General features: G+C 49.2%; 12 protein-coding genes, 6 tRNA genes and 2 rRNA genes (1 of these 20 running past the window's edge). 17 read left to right on the top strand and 3 right to left on the bottom strand.

Annotated elements, in window-relative coordinates:
* The 14 genes from GCU39_RS21220 to GCU39_RS21150 form a co-directional block, all read left to right on the top strand.
* Window positions 1-1,000, top strand: a 23S ribosomal RNA gene (locus tag GCU39_RS21220); it begins 1,931 nt to the left of the window's first position.
* A gap of 138 nt (window positions 1,001-1,138) precedes the next feature.
* Window positions 1,139-1,255 (top strand): 5S ribosomal RNA (gene rrf / locus GCU39_RS21215).
* Window positions 1,256-1,318: 63 nt separating this feature from the next.
* A tRNA-Glu gene (locus GCU39_RS21210) sits at window positions 1,319-1,393 on the top strand.
* 10 nt (window positions 1,394-1,403) lie between these two features.
* A tRNA-Met gene (locus GCU39_RS21205) sits at window positions 1,404-1,477 on the top strand.
* 34 nt (window positions 1,478-1,511) lie between these two features.
* A tRNA-Asp gene (locus tag GCU39_RS21200) sits at window positions 1,512-1,588 on the top strand.
* 26 nt (window positions 1,589-1,614) lie between these two features.
* Window positions 1,615-1,689 (top strand) — tRNA-Gly (locus GCU39_RS21195).
* Between the two features lie 14 nt (window positions 1,690-1,703).
* A tRNA-Arg gene (locus GCU39_RS21190) sits at window positions 1,704-1,780 on the top strand.
* A 6-nt stretch (window positions 1,781-1,786) separates the two neighbouring features.
* Window positions 1,787-1,863, top strand: a tRNA-Pro gene (locus GCU39_RS21185).
* A 476-nt stretch (window positions 1,864-2,339) separates the two neighbouring features.
* On the top strand, window positions 2,340-3,398 hold the full coding sequence (locus tag GCU39_RS21180) for a D-alanine--D-alanine ligase family protein (protein WP_152395339.1): 1,059 nt from the start codon (window positions 2,340-2,342) through the stop codon (window positions 3,396-3,398).
* A gap of 4 nt (window positions 3,399-3,402) precedes the next feature.
* On the top strand, window positions 3,403-4,449 hold the full coding sequence (locus GCU39_RS21175) for an acyltransferase family protein (protein ID WP_152395338.1): 1,047 nt from the start codon (window positions 3,403-3,405) through the stop codon (window positions 4,447-4,449).
* Window positions 4,397-5,557: a serine racemase VanT catalytic subunit gene (gene vanT / locus GCU39_RS21170; RefSeq protein WP_152395337.1), complete on the top strand. Its 1,161-nt coding sequence runs from the start codon at window positions 4,397-4,399 to the stop codon at window positions 5,555-5,557. The genes GCU39_RS21175 and vanT overlap by 53 nt, the downstream gene beginning before the upstream one ends.
* A gap of 926 nt (window positions 5,558-6,483) precedes the next feature.
* Complete coding sequence (locus tag GCU39_RS21160) at window positions 6,484-7,383, top strand: D-alanyl-D-alanine carboxypeptidase family protein (RefSeq protein ID WP_152395335.1); 900 nt, start codon at window positions 6,484-6,486, stop codon at window positions 7,381-7,383.
* Entirely contained in the window at window positions 7,380-8,069 is a 690-nt protein-coding gene (locus tag GCU39_RS21155) for a response regulator transcription factor (RefSeq protein WP_152395334.1), read from the top strand. The genes GCU39_RS21160 and GCU39_RS21155 overlap by 4 nt, the downstream gene beginning before the upstream one ends.
* 31 nt (window positions 8,070-8,100) lie before the next feature.
* Entirely contained in the window at window positions 8,101-9,171 is a 1,071-nt protein-coding gene (locus GCU39_RS21150) for a sensor histidine kinase (RefSeq protein WP_227793290.1), read from the top strand.
* A gap of 2 nt (window positions 9,172-9,173) precedes the next feature.
* On the opposite strand, the gene GCU39_RS21145 is transcribed toward GCU39_RS21150, so the two are convergent.
* The gene (locus GCU39_RS21145; protein ID WP_152395333.1) at window positions 9,174-10,010 is read right to left on the bottom strand and encodes a helix-turn-helix domain-containing protein; all 837 of its coding nucleotides are present in this window, start codon (window positions 10,008-10,010) and stop codon (window positions 9,174-9,176) included.
* A 125-nt stretch (window positions 10,011-10,135) separates the two neighbouring features.
* Here GCU39_RS21145 and GCU39_RS21140 point away from each other — a divergent pair, with 125 nt between their 5' ends.
* Window positions 10,136-13,147, top strand: a complete 3,012-nt coding sequence (locus GCU39_RS21140; RefSeq protein WP_152395332.1) for a glycoside hydrolase family 2 TIM barrel-domain containing protein — start codon at window positions 10,136-10,138, stop codon at window positions 13,145-13,147.
* Window positions 13,148-13,194: 47 nt separating this feature from the next.
* On the opposite strand, the gene GCU39_RS21135 is transcribed toward GCU39_RS21140, so the two are convergent.
* On the bottom strand, window positions 13,195-14,514 hold the full coding sequence (locus tag GCU39_RS21135) for a DUF4179 domain-containing protein (RefSeq protein WP_152395331.1): 1,320 nt from the start codon (window positions 14,512-14,514) through the stop codon (window positions 13,195-13,197).
* Complete coding sequence (locus tag GCU39_RS21130) at window positions 14,507-15,019, bottom strand: sigma-70 family RNA polymerase sigma factor (RefSeq protein WP_152395330.1); 513 nt, start codon at window positions 15,017-15,019, stop codon at window positions 14,507-14,509. The genes GCU39_RS21135 and GCU39_RS21130 overlap by 8 nt, the downstream gene beginning before the upstream one ends.
* A gap of 320 nt (window positions 15,020-15,339) precedes the next feature.
* On the opposite strand from GCU39_RS21130, the gene lspA reads away from it, so the two are divergent.
* Together lspA and GCU39_RS21120 are read left to right on the top strand one after the other, a co-directional pair.
* Entirely contained in the window at window positions 15,340-15,795 is a 456-nt protein-coding gene (gene lspA, locus GCU39_RS21125) for a signal peptidase II (protein ID WP_152395329.1), read from the top strand.
* 101 nt (window positions 15,796-15,896) lie between these two features.
* Entirely contained in the window at window positions 15,897-17,258 is a 1,362-nt protein-coding gene (locus GCU39_RS21120) for an erythromycin esterase family protein (RefSeq protein WP_152395328.1), read from the top strand.
* The last annotated feature ends 20 nt before the right edge of the window (window positions 17,259-17,278 follow it).

Here is a 17,278-nt window from a genome sequence, read left to right as displayed (position 1 = left end):
CCCCAGTAAACGGCGGCCGTAACTATAACGGTCCTAAGGTAGCGAAATTCCTTGTCAGGTAAATTCTGACCCGCACGAATGGCGTAACGACTTGGGCGCTGTCTCAACGAGAGATCCGGTGAAATTTTAATACCTGTGAAGATGCAGGTTACCCGCGACAAGACGGAAAGACCCCATGGAGCTTTACTGCAGCTTGATATTGGACTTTGGTACGATCTGTACAGGATAGGTGGGAGCCTTAGAAGCCTGAGCGCCAGCTTAGGTGGAGGCGCCGTTGGGATACCACCCTGATCGTATCGGAGTTCTAACCTAGGACCGTGATCCGGTTCGGGGACAGTGTCAGGTGGGCAGTTTGACTGGGGCGGTCGCCTCCTAAAGAGTAACGGAGGCGCCCCAAGGTTCCCTCAGAATGGTTGGAAATCATTCGAAGAGTGCAAAGGCATAAGGGAGCTTGACTGCGAGACATACAGGTCGAGCAGGGACGAAAGTCGGGCTTAGTGATCCGGTGGTACCGCATGGAAGGGCCATCGCTCAACGGATAAAAGCTACCCTGGGGATAACAGGCTTATCTCCCCCAAGAGTCCACATCGACGGGGAGGTTTGGCACCTCGATGTCGGCTCATCGCATCCTGGGGCTGAAGTAGGTCCCAAGGGTTGGGCTGTTCGCCCATTAAAGCGGTACGCGAGCTGGGTTCAGAACGTCGTGAGACAGTTCGGTCCCTATCTGTCGTGGGCGTAGGAAATTTGAGAGGAGCTGTCCTTAGTACGAGAGGACCGGGATGGACGTACCGCTGGTGTACCAGTTGTTCCGCCAGGAGCACCGCTGGGTAGCCAAGTACGGACGGGATAAGCGCTGAAAGCATCTAAGCGTGAAGCCCCCCTCAAGATGAGATTTCCCAATTAGTAAGACCCCTTGAAGACGACGAGGTTGATAGGTTGGAGGTGGAAGCGCAGCAATGTGTGGAGCTGACCAATACTAATCGGTCGAGGGCTTATCCTAAAAACACCCCAAAAAGTGACGCGAGGCTTCGAAGGTAATTCCGATTACTTTTCGGGGACCCCGGTACTGAGTAAGGGTTCTAATAACGCAAATTATCTCGTATCTAGTTTTCAGAGATCAAACTCTGAAGATATTCCGTTTGGTGTCGATGGCGGAGGGGTTCCACGCGTACCCATCCCGAACACGACCGTTAAGCCCTCTAGCGCCGATGGTACTTGGACCGCAGGGTCCTGGGAGAGTAGGACGATGCCAAGCGGATACCACTTTTGTGGTTTTTTTTTGCCCATTCGATGCTTCACATATGGGCGAGTTAGGCAAGGCCCGTTGGTCAAGGGGTTAAGACACCTCCCTTTCACGGAGGTAACAGGGGTTCGAATCCCCTACGGGTCACCATGAAACTTATCGCGGGGTGGAGCAGTTCGGTAGCTCGTCGGGCTCATAACCCGAAGGTCACAGGTTCAAATCCTGTCCCCGCAATATCACTACAATAAGCGAATCTTTCTTTTACTGTGGAGCTGTGGTGTAGAGGCCTAACATGCCTGCCTGTCACGCAGGAGACCGCGGGTTCGAATCCCGTCAGCTCCGCCATTTTACTTGCTTGATCATCTTCATATGCGGACGTGGCTCAGCGGTAGAGCATCGCCTTGCCAAGGCGAGGGTCGCGGGTTCGATTCCCGTCGTCCGCTCCATTTTAACTTCATATGCGCCCTTAGCTCAGCTGGATAGAGTGTTTGACTACGAATCAAAAGGTCAGGAGTTCGAATCTCTTAGGGCGCGCCATTTTCTCGGGATGTAGCTCAGCTTGGTAGAGCACCTGGTTTGGGACCAGGGGGTCGCATGTTCAAATCGTGTCATCCCGACCATTTATTTATAAGATAAAGCTTTAATGACATGAAATGTCGTTAAAGCTTTTTTTGTTGTTACGGCTAACGAATCGTAGGACACTTATATGCGTTCAAATTGGATTTTTCCGCGACTAACGAATCTTAAACCCGCTATTTGATGATGATCGCTTAAGTTGGCGCACCATTCCCACCAATAAGGTTACCTGGATTCGTTACAATGAAAAAATATAGTTTTTAAGGCCAATATGCTTTCCCGGGTTCGTTAGCTGTCAAAGCATCACACCTAGTGGCTAAACTTCCACCTCTCCTGACCGACTAAATCATCCAATTTCCAACTAAGCTTGCAGTTCCTCTCTACCACAGAGATGACGACAAGCTTTTTTTGTTATCCTGATCCGTAATCTTATGAAAAACTTTACTTTTTCTTTCTTTTCTCTTAGATTCCATTCTTTATACTGTCGTTACCAAAGAGTTAAGAATGGGAGAGATGAGAAATGAATCGATTGAAGGTTGCTGTCCTTTTTGGCGGCAAATCCACAGAACATCAGGTGTCGCTGCAATCGGCTGCGGCAGTAATAGAACATATACCGCATGACAAATACGAAGTGATGTGCATCGGGATCACAGAGGAAGGCAAATGGCTCCATTATATCGGCGGGATTGATCGTATTCGGGATGGAAGCTGGCATCACCATGCTTCCTGCCGTCCGGCAGGTATTCTAACGGACCCGACACGGCCGGGTATTCTGTTACTGGATAATGACGGGCAGTATGAGTACGTCCAGTTGGACTGCGTGTTCCCGGTCCTGCATGGCAAGAATGGCGAAGATGGGACCGTCCAAGGTTTGCTGCAATTGTCAGGCATTCCGTACGTCGGGTGCGATACGGCATCTTCCGCCGTCTCCATGGACAAGGCCTTCACGCAAGACCTCGTGAAGTGTGCGGGCATTCGGACGACCGACTATCTCTATGTCACGCAGACAACCTATGAAGCAGAGCGAATCGATCAGTATGTAGAGCAGCACTTTGGTTATCCAGTATTCGTGAAGCCTTCAAACTCCGGTTCCTCGGTCGGCATTACGAAGGTGCTCGATGCGGAAGCCTTGGATCGTGCGGTTCAATACGCTTTTACGTTCGATCACAAAGTGATCGTGGAGAAGGAAGTCCGAGGGATCGAGGTCGGCTGCGCAGTCTACGGCAATGGTGAATTGTTCACCGGCGTGATCGGGGAGATTGAGCCGAGCCGCGATTTTCTCGACTATGACGATAAATATCTGCTCGGAGAGATCAAACAGCATGTGCCTGCCAGAGTGCAGCCCGAGTTGCTAGAAGCGGTCAAGCAGCGTGGTATGGAAGTATACCGCGTCCTAGGCTGCAGAGGTCTAGCACGTGTTGATTTCTTCATCACACCGGGAGGCGAGATTATTTTTAATGAGATTAATACGATGCCTGGCTTCACCGCATCTAGTCGTTACCCGGCCATGATCGCGGCTGCAGGCTTATCCTATAGCGAATTGATCGACCAGTTAATCGAGTTGGCAAGGGAGTCTTAGGAAGATGACGAAAGAGCGAGATCATGCACTCGATGTGACCAAGCTGATCATGGCGATCCTGGTGATCTGTATCCATACGGACCCGCTCGAATCGTATTCCGATACCGGCAACTTTATTCTGATAAGGGTGATCGCGCGGATCGCGGTCCCTTTCTTCTTCATTACGGCAGGGTATTATTTTTTCGTGAAATCAAGATCAAAGGTACAGTTCATGCATTACATGAAGAAGCTCGGTACGACCTATCTTCTCTGGAGTGTCATTTATTTACCGGTGAATATTTATGTCTGGATGAATGAGGGGTTCACGAAGGAGTGGCTTCAGCAATATATCCAGCAGGTGTTCTTCGTGGGGACGTACTATCATCTATGGTTCTTGCCAGCATTGATGTTCGCGATTGCGATCGTCTATTATGCCCAGAAGCGCATGTCGCTACGGCAGATCGCCGCGGTCTCGCTTGTCCTCTATCTGATCGGATTGCTCGCTGATTCCTACTATCGGTTAACGGCGCAGGTTCCAGTGCTGCATGAGATGGTGGATGGGTATTTGGCTGTATTCGAATACAGCCGCAACGGGCTCTTCTTCGGACTTCCGTTCGTGGCGCTCGGTGCGCTCATGGCGAAGGAATTGCCGGAGTGGAAACTATCCGATGCTATCTGCGAGTTCGGGCTCTTATTCTCCTTCGGTTGGATGGTTTTCGAAGCAGCGCTGCTGCGTATTCTCGGCTGGCCGATACACGATAGTATGTACGTCATGCTCGTCCCGACGGTCGTGTTCGGATTCATTGTGCTGCTAAGGCTGCGCGTACCCGGCAAACCGATTCATGCCTATGCTTCCGACATCAGTATGGTTTTGTATCTGATTCATCCGGCTATGATCCTCGGCGTTCGAGTGCTCTCTAGTCAGTTGCCGATTCTGAAGGCGAACAGCCTTATTTATTTTACTGTCATTTTCTTATTGTCGTTTACGGTATCCCATTTCTGGGTAAGGAGGAAAACCTATGCTGCAAAGGCGGGCTTGGGCCGAAATCAATCTCGACCACATCACACATAATTTGGAGCGAATTCGCTCTATTCTTCCGGAGAAGACGAAGATCATGGCGGTCGTCAAAGCCAATGCATATGGGCATGGCGCAGTGCGGACGGCTCAATGGTTAACGGAACTTGGCGTGGTCCGATTCGCGGTATCCAATCTGGATGAAGCCATTCGCCTTCGGCAATCCGGCATCCGAGGCGAGATCTTGATTCTTGGAGCTACGCCGCCAGAGGGATTCGAACAACTCGCCTCCTATCAGATCACGCAGACGGTGTTCTCGCCAGAATATGCTGCGGAACTGAACAGCTACGGTGAGAGACGCAATATCCGCTTTCCCGTCCATGTGAAGATCGATACAGGGATGTATCGAATTGGACTAGCGTATGACGAGATGGATGCGATAAAAGCCATATTTGCATATGCGAGCCTGCATGTCCAAGGGGTGTTCACCCACTTCTCAGTCGCGGATGAATTGAACCCTGAGGATGAAGCCTATACGCAAATGCAAGTAGATCGATTCGATACATGTTTGCATGAGCTCCAGGATTATTCCATCGGGCTAACGCATGCGCAGAATAGCGCCGGAATCGTCAATTACCCGGACATGCAATATGATCTGGTGCGTCCGGGCGTGCTAATGTTCGGGATACCATCAGGGGACATCCGGCAGGATCTGCAGTTGAAGCCGGCGATGCAATTGAAGTCGACTATCGCCATGGTTAAATCCGTGCCGAAGGGAGCGGAGATCGGCTATGGCAGAGACTACACCGCAAAGCGCGAGATGTGTATCGCGACGATCCCGATCGGGTATGCCGACGGCTATCCGCGCAGCTTGTCCGGCCAAGGCGCAGAAGTGTTGATCCGCGGGCAATATGCACCGGTCGTAGGCAAGATTTGCATGGATCAGCTGATGGTGGACGTGACGGAGATCGACGGCGTATCCGCTGGCGACACGGTCGTGCTCGTCGGCGAAGACCAGGGTCAATCGATCACGCTGGCCTCGCTAGCAGCGCGCGCAGGCACGATTACAAATGAACTGATATGCCGCATCTCGGCTCGCGTTCCTCGCGTATATGTTCAGCAGGAGGAGTCACATCCACGATTGAAGATGGTTTCGAATGGTTAGAGCTGACTCCTCGAGTCGGCTCTTTTTGTCATGCATTCAGTCCGATATACCTACGTGATAAATGTCCGAATCATCTTGTCCCCTAGGAGATGCATCAGTATAATAGTGTAAAATGTAAGCGGTCATTCCGATCGACGATGAACATGCTGTTGCATCACCATTCCCAAAGAGGCAAGGTGTGATCGATTGAAAAAGGAAGCAAGGGCATGGGGAGTCGTGCCATTATTGGCTAGGCGGTTTCAGGATTTGAATCTGAGGCCCAAATTAATCGCCTCTTATCTCATTTCTTTCCTGCTGCCTCTCAGCATATTGGGGGGAATCTTCTGCGATTTATCAACTGTATAAGAAGTTGTATCAAGCATAGATGCGTGCAACCCACCTTCCACAAGGTGGGTTTGTTCTTGTTGGAATAAGGATGTGGAACAAAATAACTGCAAAAAGGCAGTTAAATCGGAGGGAAAGTAGGCGCGCTCGCAAAATAACTGCAAAAAAGCAGTTAATGAGGAGAGAAAGTGGACGTGCTTGCGAAATAACTGCAAAAAGGCAGTTAAATCGGAGAGAAAGTAGGCGCGCTCGCAAAATAACTGCAAAAAAGCAGTTAAATCGGAGAGAAAGTGGGCGTGCTTGCGAAATAACTGCAAAAAGGCAGTTAATGTGGAGAAAAAGTAGCTCGAGCATACGAATTAACTGCAAAAAGGCAGTTAATCTGGTGAGAAAGTAGTCGTACTCGCAAAATAACTGCAAAAAAGCAGTTATTCTCCCAATACGCCATTCGTGGAAATGTTAAAATAAGGAGGTGTGTGCAAGTCAGGGTCCATAAAAAAGAACTTTATGCAAATCCTTATAAATTCTTAATCTTTTCTTTCTGTTCTCTTAGACTCCGCTCTTTATACTAGCAGTAATCTGTTAGATAGGAGTGCATGAACATGATGAAGATTAGACTAATGACCGGATTATCCGTCGTTTCCGCGATTTGTACCGTATTATTTCTTAAACATATCACTGAACCTACTATAGAAGCACAAGCCGCTTTACTCATCGATGCGAAGTCAGGTGAGGTTATCTTCGAGAAAAATGCGGACACGCCGCTGCCGGCGGCAAGCATGTCGAAGATGATGACGGAGTATTTGGTCCTCGAGCAGCTGCATGAAGGGAAGATCAGTTGGAATGACGAAGTACCGATTACCGAGCATGCAGCAAACGTTGAAGGTGCGCGCATCGATTTGCGATCCGGTGATCGTGTAACCGTACGTGACCTGTATGTCGCGATGCTGATTCCTTCGGCGAATAACGCGGCGGTGGCGCTGGCGGAATATATCGCGGGGGACGAGGAACGTTTTGCCGCCGAGATGAATCAAAAGGGACTGGAACTCGGGTTGAAAAACTCTTATTTCATTAACGCGTCCGGATTAACGGATGGTGATCAGGCGACGCAGATGACGGCGAAGGACCTCGGTAAGCTGGCTAAGGCGCTGCTGAAGGATTTCCCGGAAGTGCTCAAGACGACGAGCTTGCCGGAGTATACGATGAAATTCAGCAGCGAGCGGGTACGCAGCACGAACCATATGCTGCAGGACCCTGAATTAGCTGCTGAAGGATTAGACGGATTGAAGACAGGCTTCACGAATAAAGCGGGCTACTGCTTCACCGGTACCGCGGCGAGAGATGGCCGCCGGTTGATCTCGGTCGTTATGGGTGCGCAGGATTCCGATACCCGGTTCATCGAGACGCAGAAGCTATTCGCGATGGGGTTTGACTCGGTCTACATCCCCACGTTTCGTTCCATAATAGTAAAAGCAAAAGAGATAAAGGAGCAATGGGTGTGAGCACAACGGTGTTAATCGTCGATGACGATAAAGAGATTGCTGAGCTAATCGAGGTGTACCTTCGCAATGAAGGGTACACCATCCATAAAGCGCATGATGGCGAAGAAGCCATGAAGAAGATGGAGAGTGTAGCGTTCCACCTCTTGATCCTCGATATTATGATGCCAAAAATGGATGGAATGGAAGTGTGCAGGCAGGTGCGCAAGAAGAGCAACATTCCCATTCTGATGCTGAGTGCGAAGGTGGAGGACATGGATAAGATCCTTGGTCTGATGACCGGCGCGGACGATTATATGATTAAACCGTTTAATCCGCTCGAATTAACGGCTCGCGTGAAAGCACTGCTGCGGCGAGCGAATTATCAACAATCCGCACAAGCGGAGGGCAGCTCGATTCGGATTCAATCCTTAGAAATTAATAAAGATAGCCATACGGTCAGCGTGGATGGAACGGTCGTGAAGCTCACGTCGCTCGAGTTCGATATTTTGTATTTGCTGGCGAGTAACCCGGGCCGTGTGTTTAGTTCCGAAGAAATATTCGAGCGCGTATGGAATGAATTAGGGGCAGGGTCGAACAAGACCGTGATGGTACATATCAGCAACCTTCGCGATAAGCTTGAAGCGGCTGCACCGGGAGAGACGTTCATCCAGACCGTATGGGGAGTAGGTTATAAAATTGAGAAGTAGTCCAATGGCTGTGCTGCGCAATCTGTCCGTGATGAGAATTTTAGTATATTTCGTGGGTTCGATATTCGTGGTGATGGCCGCGAGCTACCTGATCCCTGAATATATATACAACTTGTATGATCAACTAGGCGTGTTCCGCGGGGTTGCGGACGTGGTTCTGCGATTTATTCCGCGGAAAGTTATCTTTCTTGCGATGTTAATCATCCTTTTCGGAGGGTGCTTGTTTCTCTGTTATCGCCATGAAAAAAAACGATATTTCACGATGCGAATTCACCATATGATTGGAGAGGTACGCCATATCGCCGAGGGCAATTTCCACAAGCAGGTGGAAGTTGTTGATTCGTATGAACTTGGCAATCTGGCCATGAGTATTAACAATATTGTCTTTCAAGCACAGAAATCGATGGAGGAGGAACGGATGGCGGAGAAGATCAAGAATGATCTGGTCACCAACGTCTCCCATGATTTACGTACGCCGTTGACCTCGATTCTCGGCTATCTTAATTTGATTAACGGCGATAAATATCGGGATGAAGTGGAGCTTCGCTACTACACTCAAATTGTCCATGATAAAGCGAAACGGCTGCATGAGTTAATCAATGATTTGTTCGAGTTTACGCGCATGCAGAACAAGGGGATGAGTCTGCAGAAAGAGCCTATCAATTTGGCCGAAATGCTCGATCAGTTGGTCGTTCAGTTCGCGCCGCAGCTCAAACAGGCCGAGATGGAATCTAGACAGCACTATGAAGCCGCGCATCCAATCGTCCCGGCCGATGGCAGGAAGCTCGTTCGCGTATTCGAGAATTTGATCTCTAATGCGCTGAACTATGGTCAGGAGGGCAAATACGTGGATATCCACCTGTGGGATACAGAACGAGCAGCCATCGTTGAGATAACGAATTATGGGGGAGGGATTCCGGCCATTGATCTTCCGAATATTTTCGACCGCTTCTATCGGGTGGAGAAATCCCGGTCTGAGTATTCGGGCGGCTCTGGTCTAGGACTTGCGATTGCGAAGAGCATCATGGATCTCCACGAAGGCGAGATTCATGTCAGCAGCGATGCCGAACGCACGACATTCCGGGTATGGCTTCCGAAATGAGTTCAGCGCTCTGACGGAACGCAGCCATACATGCGGCGATGGAGCCTTGTGAAATAAGTAGGCTCCATCCCGACATAAGCCGCTGCTTGGCGAATTGTCATATCCGTATGTTCATTTAATAATGTTAATGCCGTCTGCATCCGAATCTGCTGCAAATATTGCAAAGGCGTCTGACCTAGCTCCTCGCGAAATAAGCGTGTGAGCTGTTTTTGTGAATAGCCGACATGGGTTGCAACTTGTGTCATTGTAATCGGACGGTTCAAATGATCGTGCAGGAATCGGACGGCGCTCTCAACGGCAGATTCTCGATAGCGATTCAGCCTGCTGTGGAACATCGGCGTGTCGCCGACTTGGAACAATTGATGCTGCCGCTTAATCTCAAGGAAGAGCGTGAATAATACCTCCGTGGTTAACCACGGATTTTCATGCGCACCGGAGTTAACCCAGATTCGCTCCAGGAGTGGGAAAATATTATCGATATCTGATAGGCGGGTATAGGTTAGCGACGAGCCGTAGCCCCAGCTTGCGAGCATCCCCTCGCGTCTCTCCACGAAAGTGACATACCCCACGTGCCAAGCTTCCCCTTTTAAGGATACATACTCATGCGGCATGCCTTCCGGAATGTATACGCAGGTGCCGGGGTCTAGAATGTCCCATTTGTCCTGTCCGAGCTTACGGAATCGCCCCGTGCCGGAGAAGGTGAATAGCATTTGCTTGGCGGAGAATCCGCTTAGCCGCGTAATCGGAATTTGAACGTCCGTACCGACTGTATAGACAGAGAATGGAATATCGAATTCGATATCTCGACGCATATTGCTACGCAAGGGCAGTGTTCGCATGTAGTTCCTCCTTAGGCTTATCTTCTTATGTCCATTTTGTACGATGTTTTGTCCGTTTTGGTTCCTATGAATTGATGGTACCTCAACTCTATAATAAGAGCAAATCGAATCGAAGGAGTGCTCTTATGACATCGCTTACAAAATACTGGGAAAATCTCGATGTGCTGCAAATCAATCGGATGCCTGCTCGGGCGCACTATATTCCTTACTCGGATGCGGCAAGCGCCAAGCAAGGGAAACGAGGACATTCCCCTTCCTATCAGACGCTGAACGGAAGCTGGAAATTTCAATATTATGCTAGTGTACAAGACGTTCAGGGTGAATTCTTTGCGGCGGATGCGGATGTGCTCGGGATGGATGATCTCATCGTGCCATCTTGTTGGCAGACGAATGGCTATGATCAGATGCATTATACGAATGTCAATTATCCGATTCCATGCGATCCTCCTTTCGTTCCGGATCAGAACCCGGCCGGGGTCTACGTCAGGGATTTCCAACTGCCGGCGCAGTGGGACCAGAAGGAGACGTACGTCGTATTCGAGGGCGTGAACTCTTGCTTCTACTTATGGGTGAACGGGGCGTTCGTCGGATACAGCCAAGGCAGCCGCATACCGGCGGAGTTCGATTTGTCCGCATACGTTAGACCGGGTCAGAACCGCATGACCTTGCTCGTCTTGAAATGGTGCGACGGTACATACCTGGAAGACCAGGATGCATGGCGCTATTCGGGCATTTATCGGGATGTCTATTTACTCTCTCGCGAGAAGGCTCACATTCGCGACGTATTCGTGAAGACGGATCTCGCGTCCGACTTCGCCCATGCGACCTTGCGCATTGATGTAGAGACGACTGGGGGCGTATCGGTGACCGCGCAGTTGTTGGATGCAAGCGGCACGCTCGTCGCTTCCGGCACGACGAATATCGACGGTCAAGGGATGCTCGCACTGGAAGTCGCGCATCCAACGCTGTGGAACGCGGAGCAACCTTACCTCTATGAGCTCTATCTGCATGACGGAACAGAGACGATGCTCGTTCGCGTTGGCTTCCGCAAGGTTGAAATTCGTGACGGCGTGTTCATGGTCAACGGCAAGGCGATCAAGCTCAAAGGGGTGAATCGCCACGATTCGCATCCAAAGCTGGGACAGACGATCCCGATCAATCACATGATCCAAGATTTGAAGCTGATGAAGCAGCACAATGTGAACACGATTCGGACCTCGCATTATCCGAATGATCCGCGGTTCCTCGAGCTTTGCGATCAATTTGGATTCTACGTTGTAGATGAGGCGGACCTCGAAGCCCATGGCGTTGGCGCCGTAGGCAAACCGCACTGGTTGTCGGCTGACCCTGCCTGGCGGGAAGCTTACGTGGATCGTATGGTTCGTATGGTGGAGCGGGATAAGAACCATCCGTCGATCATCATCTGGTCTCTCGGTAACGAGTCGGGTTATGGCGTGAACCACGTCGCCATGGCGGAATGGACGAAGCGCAGGGATGATTCCCGCCTCGTGCATTATGAGGGAGAGGCGCCGTTCGGCGACCACAACACAAGCGTTGAATGCTTGGACGTGAAGAGCGTCATGTACCCTTCGATTCAGGATACGGAAGCGTATGCGCTCGATGAGACGAAGACCAAGCCGTTCTTCCTCTGCGAATACTCGCATGCGATGGGGAACGGACCGGGTGACTTGAAGGATTACTGGAACTTAATCTATCAATATCCGAAGCTGATGGGCGGCTGTGTCTGGGAATGGTGCGACCATGGGATCGCTGCGGTCACGCCGGACGGGCAGCATTATTATGCCTACGGCGGTGATTTCGGCGATCAACCGAATGACGGCAACTTCTGCATTGACGGCTTAGTTACGCCGGATCGGAAGCCGCACACCGGTCTGCTCGAGCTGAAGCAGGTCATCGCGCCTGTGACGCTGGAAGCTGTAGATGTATCCCGAGGATTGCTCCAAATCACGAACCGATACGATTTCACGAACTTATCGCATCTTGCGCTGCATTGGAAGGTCGAGCAAGAAGGCCGCGTGCTGGAGCAAGGTCAGATCTGGCAGTTGGAGGCTGCGCCGCAGACGGCCGTCGAGGTACAGCTGCCCTATGCACTGTCTCAGCATGCAGAAGACCGCGGCACGTACCTCTCTGTGTCCATCTGGCAGACGCAGGAGAATGTATGGGCGCCGATGGGCCATGAGGTGACGTTCGGATCGTTCTCATTCAGCGAGACACCTGCTCCAGCTGCGGCTCTGCTGCCACATCAATCCGGAGCTGTTGCGGTAACCGAGGAGGAAGGATATTTGACCATCCGCGGTCTTCATTTCCAGCATGCCTTCGACTTGCAAGGCGGCGTGATACAATCGATGAGCAAGCATGGCGTGAAGCTGTTATCGAAGCCTGTTCAGTATAATATCTGGCGAGCGCCAGTCGATAATGATCCACGTCATGAATGGTCCCGTGAAGGCTACGATAAGGTGCAGATGAAGGTGTATGGCAGCACATGGGAACAACCGGATCCGACGCAAGTCACGGTGCGCGTATCCTTCTCGTTAGGCGCCTATATTCGGACGCCATTCCTGCATGGGGATGCGGTATGGACGATCGACGGGGCTGGTGAGGTGAAGGTCGAGGTTCAAGTGAAGGTGCGTGAGGAGTTACCATTCCTGCCGCGGTTCGGGCTTGAACTCACGATGCCTGCTGGGACGGAAGAAGTTGAATACTTCGGCTTTGGACCGCATGAGAGCTACATCGACAAGCGGCAGAGCGTGCGTAGAGGAAAATATCTGTTAACGGTGGACGATATGTATGAGGCGTACGTCATGCCGCAGGAGCATGGATCACGGTATGGTACCGAATGGGCGCGCGTCTCGAATGAGCTGGGTATGGGTCTACATCTGGCCTCAAGCGAGCCGTTCTCCTTCAATGCCTCCCACTACACGCCAGCAGATCTGACGGCTGCGCGCCATACGTACGATTTGGTTCGCCGTGAAGAGACGATCGTTCATCTGGATTACAAAGTGAGCGGCGTCGGATCGCGATCCTGCGGTCCGGAGCTGCAGCAGCAGTACCGTCTCGATGAGAAGGCATTTGCCTGCGAGTTCGTCATTCGTCCGATTTTTAAGGAAGATGAATAATACACAAAAGGAAAAAGGTACTCCTTCGGGAGTGCCTTTATTCAACATCATTCAAATGTGATCAATTCCCCATTCACACGGACTTCTTTCATATTTTGCAAATCAACCGGAGAGGTTGGGAAGTATTTCACACTCAAACTCCCTTTAGCCCCCTGAGCTACAGCATGATTGTATGAGACTTTCTTGCCATCCTTCATCGTCATTTCAACTACGACCTGATCTGGGGTTGTCATATTCCCATTCATGCGGATTCCCGTCGGTTGAATGATAATATGATCTAACTTCAAATGCCCAAGGTCAATATTCCGAGCGATTTTTTTCGAGGGATCTTCTGCTTCGATTTGGAAAGTTACTGCCCATTTCCCCTCCGTGTATTTTTTATTTCTGATGAAAGAGCCATGTAAAGAATAATTGGAAATCTGGGATGGATTTACATCAAAAATATACTCGATATATTGCCGTCCATACCCTATGTTTCCTTGCTCATCGACGCCAAAGTATAGGTTGCTAGGATCAATACGATCACCATTTGCGTTCAAAAGATATAAAGATCCATGATCATCGATACTTTCTTTCCATTTTAACTGAATATGAAGTCTCCCTTGAACAAAGCCAATATTAGATATCTGCGCAAAATCTATAGGAGGTAAGGCAACTGTTTTCTCGTCAACTTTCAAGATATCAACGGTACCCCTTTTCTCGAATTCAGAGTATAACTCACCACCGCCTCCAGGGATATTGCTCATATCAAGTTTCATCGTTTTTGGGGTTTCATGTACGACATCGGTAAGTTTAATGTCCGTAGCAATTTGCCCGTAATCATCTTTACCGCTCAGAAATGAACTTATACGAATCGTCACTTTTTTCCCATTCAATTGATGTCCGCCATTCGCAATCATTCGTATCGTTGCCTTTTTTGTCTTCTCGTTATAATCGACAAGCTCATGCGAGAATATGTTGGCATCGTCAATCGAGTAATTGTACAAGTCTACGGTTCGATCTACTCGATCACCCGTTAAGTCTTGCAGTGTTATATAAACGATAGCAGTCTCACCATCGCTCATGGCAGCGACAACTTCCATTTGGATTCCCTTATCCTCAGAAACCAATTCTATAGGTTGAAGAAATCGAGCCAGTGCTGGGTCAATCATCTGAACAAGATCCTGGAATACAGGGATTTTGGACGCCATCGCAGGTATCGAAATCATGATACAGATACATACAATAATGACAACAGTCCATGGTTTTTGAAGATATCTTTTCTTATGTAAAGAAGCACATCGTATTCTATCTTCCAGATCATGACTGACGGTCAATTCGGCTAATCTAGCATCAATGATATTCTTAAGATTGCTATCACTACGCATCTTCGCACCAGCCCTTCAATTTCCCTTTTAACGATTCCCTTGCTCGCTTCAATCTTACGGCGACTGTGGATTCTGGTATTTGTAACACCTCTGCGATCTCACGAATTTTCATATCTTGATAGTAATACAGAAGAAGCACTTCCTTATATTTCGAAGACAGCTTGATGATCTGGTATAGAAGTGTGTCATCTTCAACGTCATGCACTTCTGCAGGTATATTCTCAAGAATGACCGATCCATCAATTCGTCTCCACCATGAACTGCGCAGATAATTTTTACAGATATTGATTGCTATACGCATAATCCATGTCTTTTCACTAGATTTCCCTTCAAATTGAGAGTAACTTGTATAGACCTTTACAAAAGTATCCTGAACGGCATCCTCTGCTAAGCGAATATCCTTGAGATACAGGAAACACATACGAAGCAGGGAATTCCCATAATCCGATATCAATCTTTGCAGGTCTGGCTCTTCATTTCGATCAGGTGCCGTCATAGAAATCATTCCCCCATCCTCCTCTCAGCCATTAGACACAAGAAATCTGCGTTTTCTTTCATTATTTTACAAAAAAATGAAGGCGAGCAGACGATATATATGGTTTTGTTTAACTAAAACTTGACTGGAACGCAATATATTGTCACCATCATTTATTCTTATTGTAACTACTAACATGGTGTCGTAATGAGTTATATGTAAAGTATCGACAGCCTGAGGCACTACATCGGGAGTGCCTCTATTTTTCGGTACCAACCAATTTGTAGTATGATGAGCACATGGCTATGATTAAGCCTGTTCACATTAGAGTCTAGAAAGCAGGTGACATCATGTGGTTCTATATCGTCGCGATCGTCGTCACATTGATCGATCAACTCTCGAAGATTTGGATTCGAATGCATGTAGATATTGGAGATAGCGTATTTCTCGGGCGATGGGAGATTACGCATTATGAGAATAGCGGGATGGCCTTCAGTCTTTTCCAAGGCTACGCCTGGTTATTCGGGCTGATCGCCGTCTTGTTCGTAATCGGGGTGTTGATCTATCGGCGTATAGGGGCTTGGCACGGGCGATTCCCGGATATGATCGCAGGCTTCTTGGTCGGTGGGGCGATCGGCAACGGCATTGACCGACTCGTCTTCGGCCAGGTCACGGACTTTATCGTATCCCGCTCGGGGAAAGGCATTCTAAATCTAGCCGATTACGCAATCAATATCGGAATGATCCTGCTCGTCATCTATATGGCGGTACGGTTCGTAAAGAAGCGGGTCTGTCACGCACATTGAAGAAATTCGTTGTCTTTATAGATTCCTTAGAAGTTCCTGTTACGATGTCTCTGCAGGTAAGAGAGTAACGAAAGTGGACTTCAAGGAGGAGAATATTCAACATGCAAGCAACCAAACGATTAACAGGACTTATGGTTCTGAGCCTGGCATTTTCGCTCGTCCTATCTCCCGTAGGCGCATCCGCATCGGCAGCTCCCCAGAAAAATGCGGGGATGAAGGAAAATATAAGGGAGATTACATCGTTAACGTCGTCGGATTACAAAGACTTGGCGTTCCTTAAACCGATTTTGAAGGATAAGACCGTCGTTAGTCTCGGCGAGAATTTTCATCGTGTCGCGGAATATAGCAGCATGAAGACAAGACTGATCAAATATTTGCACGAAGAGCTGGATTTTGACGTGATCGCATTTGAATCGGGTCTTGGAGATGCCTTCATGACAAACGAGAATGCAGGCACATGGACCTCGGCGGAGATGATGCAGCGTTCGATTTTCCCAATCTGGCATTCCAAGGAGACGTTGAACTTATTCGATTACATTAAGAAGCAGCAGGGCACTAAAGATCCGCTGTATCTCGCAGGCTATGACATGCAATTCACTTCGGGTTATCTAACGCAGTTCATTGCCGGTTGGATTGCCAAAGTGGACAAGGAGCAAGGCGAGAGCTATTTCAACTTCGAAATGCAAGCGATGACGGATTTCTATAAGGTGCTCAACCAATACGGCATGGATGACAGCCATCCGGAGGCGAAGGTAGAGATCAAGAAGGTCAAGGACGCCTACGAACCGAAATACAAAGCATTGATCCAGTTCATTCAGGAACATAAAGATGAGCTCGCGGCGGCTTACCCAGCCAACCCACATATGGTGGATATCGCGGTCAAGACGCTCGAAGATCGCGTTAAGTTCATCGAGATGGGGACGTACGATACGAAGGAAAGCTATGAATTCCGCGACCGGATCATGGCGGACAACGTCGAGTGGCTAATGAAAGTGATGTATCCCGGCAAAAAAGTGATTTTATGGGCGCATAACGATCATTTAGCGAAAAATACGTCCAAAATTCAGACGAAAGAGCAGGGGAAATGGATCGGCAGCTTTACCAGCATGGGTGAACTGCTTCATAAGAAGCTGAAAGATCAAGCTTATGTGGTTGGTTTGTATATGAACAGCGGCAAGGCCAGCACGATTACGACGCAGAAAGTCTTCGATATTAAGCCGATGCCGAAGGGAAGTCTGGAGGAGCTGATGATGCGAAGCGGCTATAAGATTGCCTTTGCGGATCTGTCGAAGCACAAGTCTCCGAACCAGAACAACGCATGGATGTTCAAACCGATCTATGCAGCTGAGGATGGCATGACGTCCGAGATCATTATGCCGATGTCGATGCGATTCGTCCCGAAAGAGCAATTCGACGGTATCATCGTCTTCGATAAAGTAAAGGAACCAACAACGAAATTCTAATTCGGTTCCGTGGAAAATTG

Source organism: Paenibacillus guangzhouensis (genome assembly GCF_009363075.1).
In the GTDB taxonomy this organism is placed as follows: Bacteria; Bacillota; Bacilli; order Paenibacillales; family Paenibacillaceae; genus Paenibacillus_K; species Paenibacillus_K guangzhouensis.
This window is presented reverse-complemented; position numbering and strand designations above follow the sequence as displayed.

Bases quoted from the DNA above. Each gene is read 5' to 3' on its own strand.
- GCU39_RS21180 (WP_152395339.1), top strand. From the start codon at position 2,340: ATGAATCGATTGAAGGTTGCTGTCCTTTTTGGCGGCAAATCCACAGAA.
- GCU39_RS21175 (WP_152395338.1), top strand. From the start codon at position 3,403: ATGACGAAAGAGCGAGATCATGCACTCGATGTGACCAAGCTGATCATG.
- vanT (WP_152395337.1), top strand. From the start codon at position 4,397: ATGCTGCAAAGGCGGGCTTGGGCCGAAATCAATCTCGACCACATCACA.
- GCU39_RS21160 (WP_152395335.1), top strand. From the start codon at position 6,484: ATGATGAAGATTAGACTAATGACCGGATTATCCGTCGTTTCCGCGATT.
- GCU39_RS21150 (WP_227793290.1), top strand. From the start codon at position 8,101: ATGAGAATTTTAGTATATTTCGTGGGTTCGATATTCGTGGTGATGGCC.
- GCU39_RS21145 (WP_152395333.1), bottom strand. From the start codon at position 10,010: ATGCGAACACTGCCCTTGCGTAGCAATATGCGTCGAGATATCGAATTC.
- GCU39_RS21140 (WP_152395332.1), top strand. From the start codon at position 10,136: ATGACATCGCTTACAAAATACTGGGAAAATCTCGATGTGCTGCAAATC.
- GCU39_RS21135 (WP_152395331.1), bottom strand. From the start codon at position 14,514: ATGCGTAGTGATAGCAATCTTAAGAATATCATTGATGCTAGATTAGCC.
- GCU39_RS21130 (WP_152395330.1), bottom strand. From the start codon at position 15,019: ATGATTTCTATGACGGCACCTGATCGAAATGAAGAGCCAGACCTGCAA.
- lspA (WP_152395329.1), top strand. From the start codon at position 15,340: ATGTGGTTCTATATCGTCGCGATCGTCGTCACATTGATCGATCAACTC.
- GCU39_RS21120 (WP_152395328.1), top strand. From the start codon at position 15,897: ATGCAAGCAACCAAACGATTAACAGGACTTATGGTTCTGAGCCTGGCA.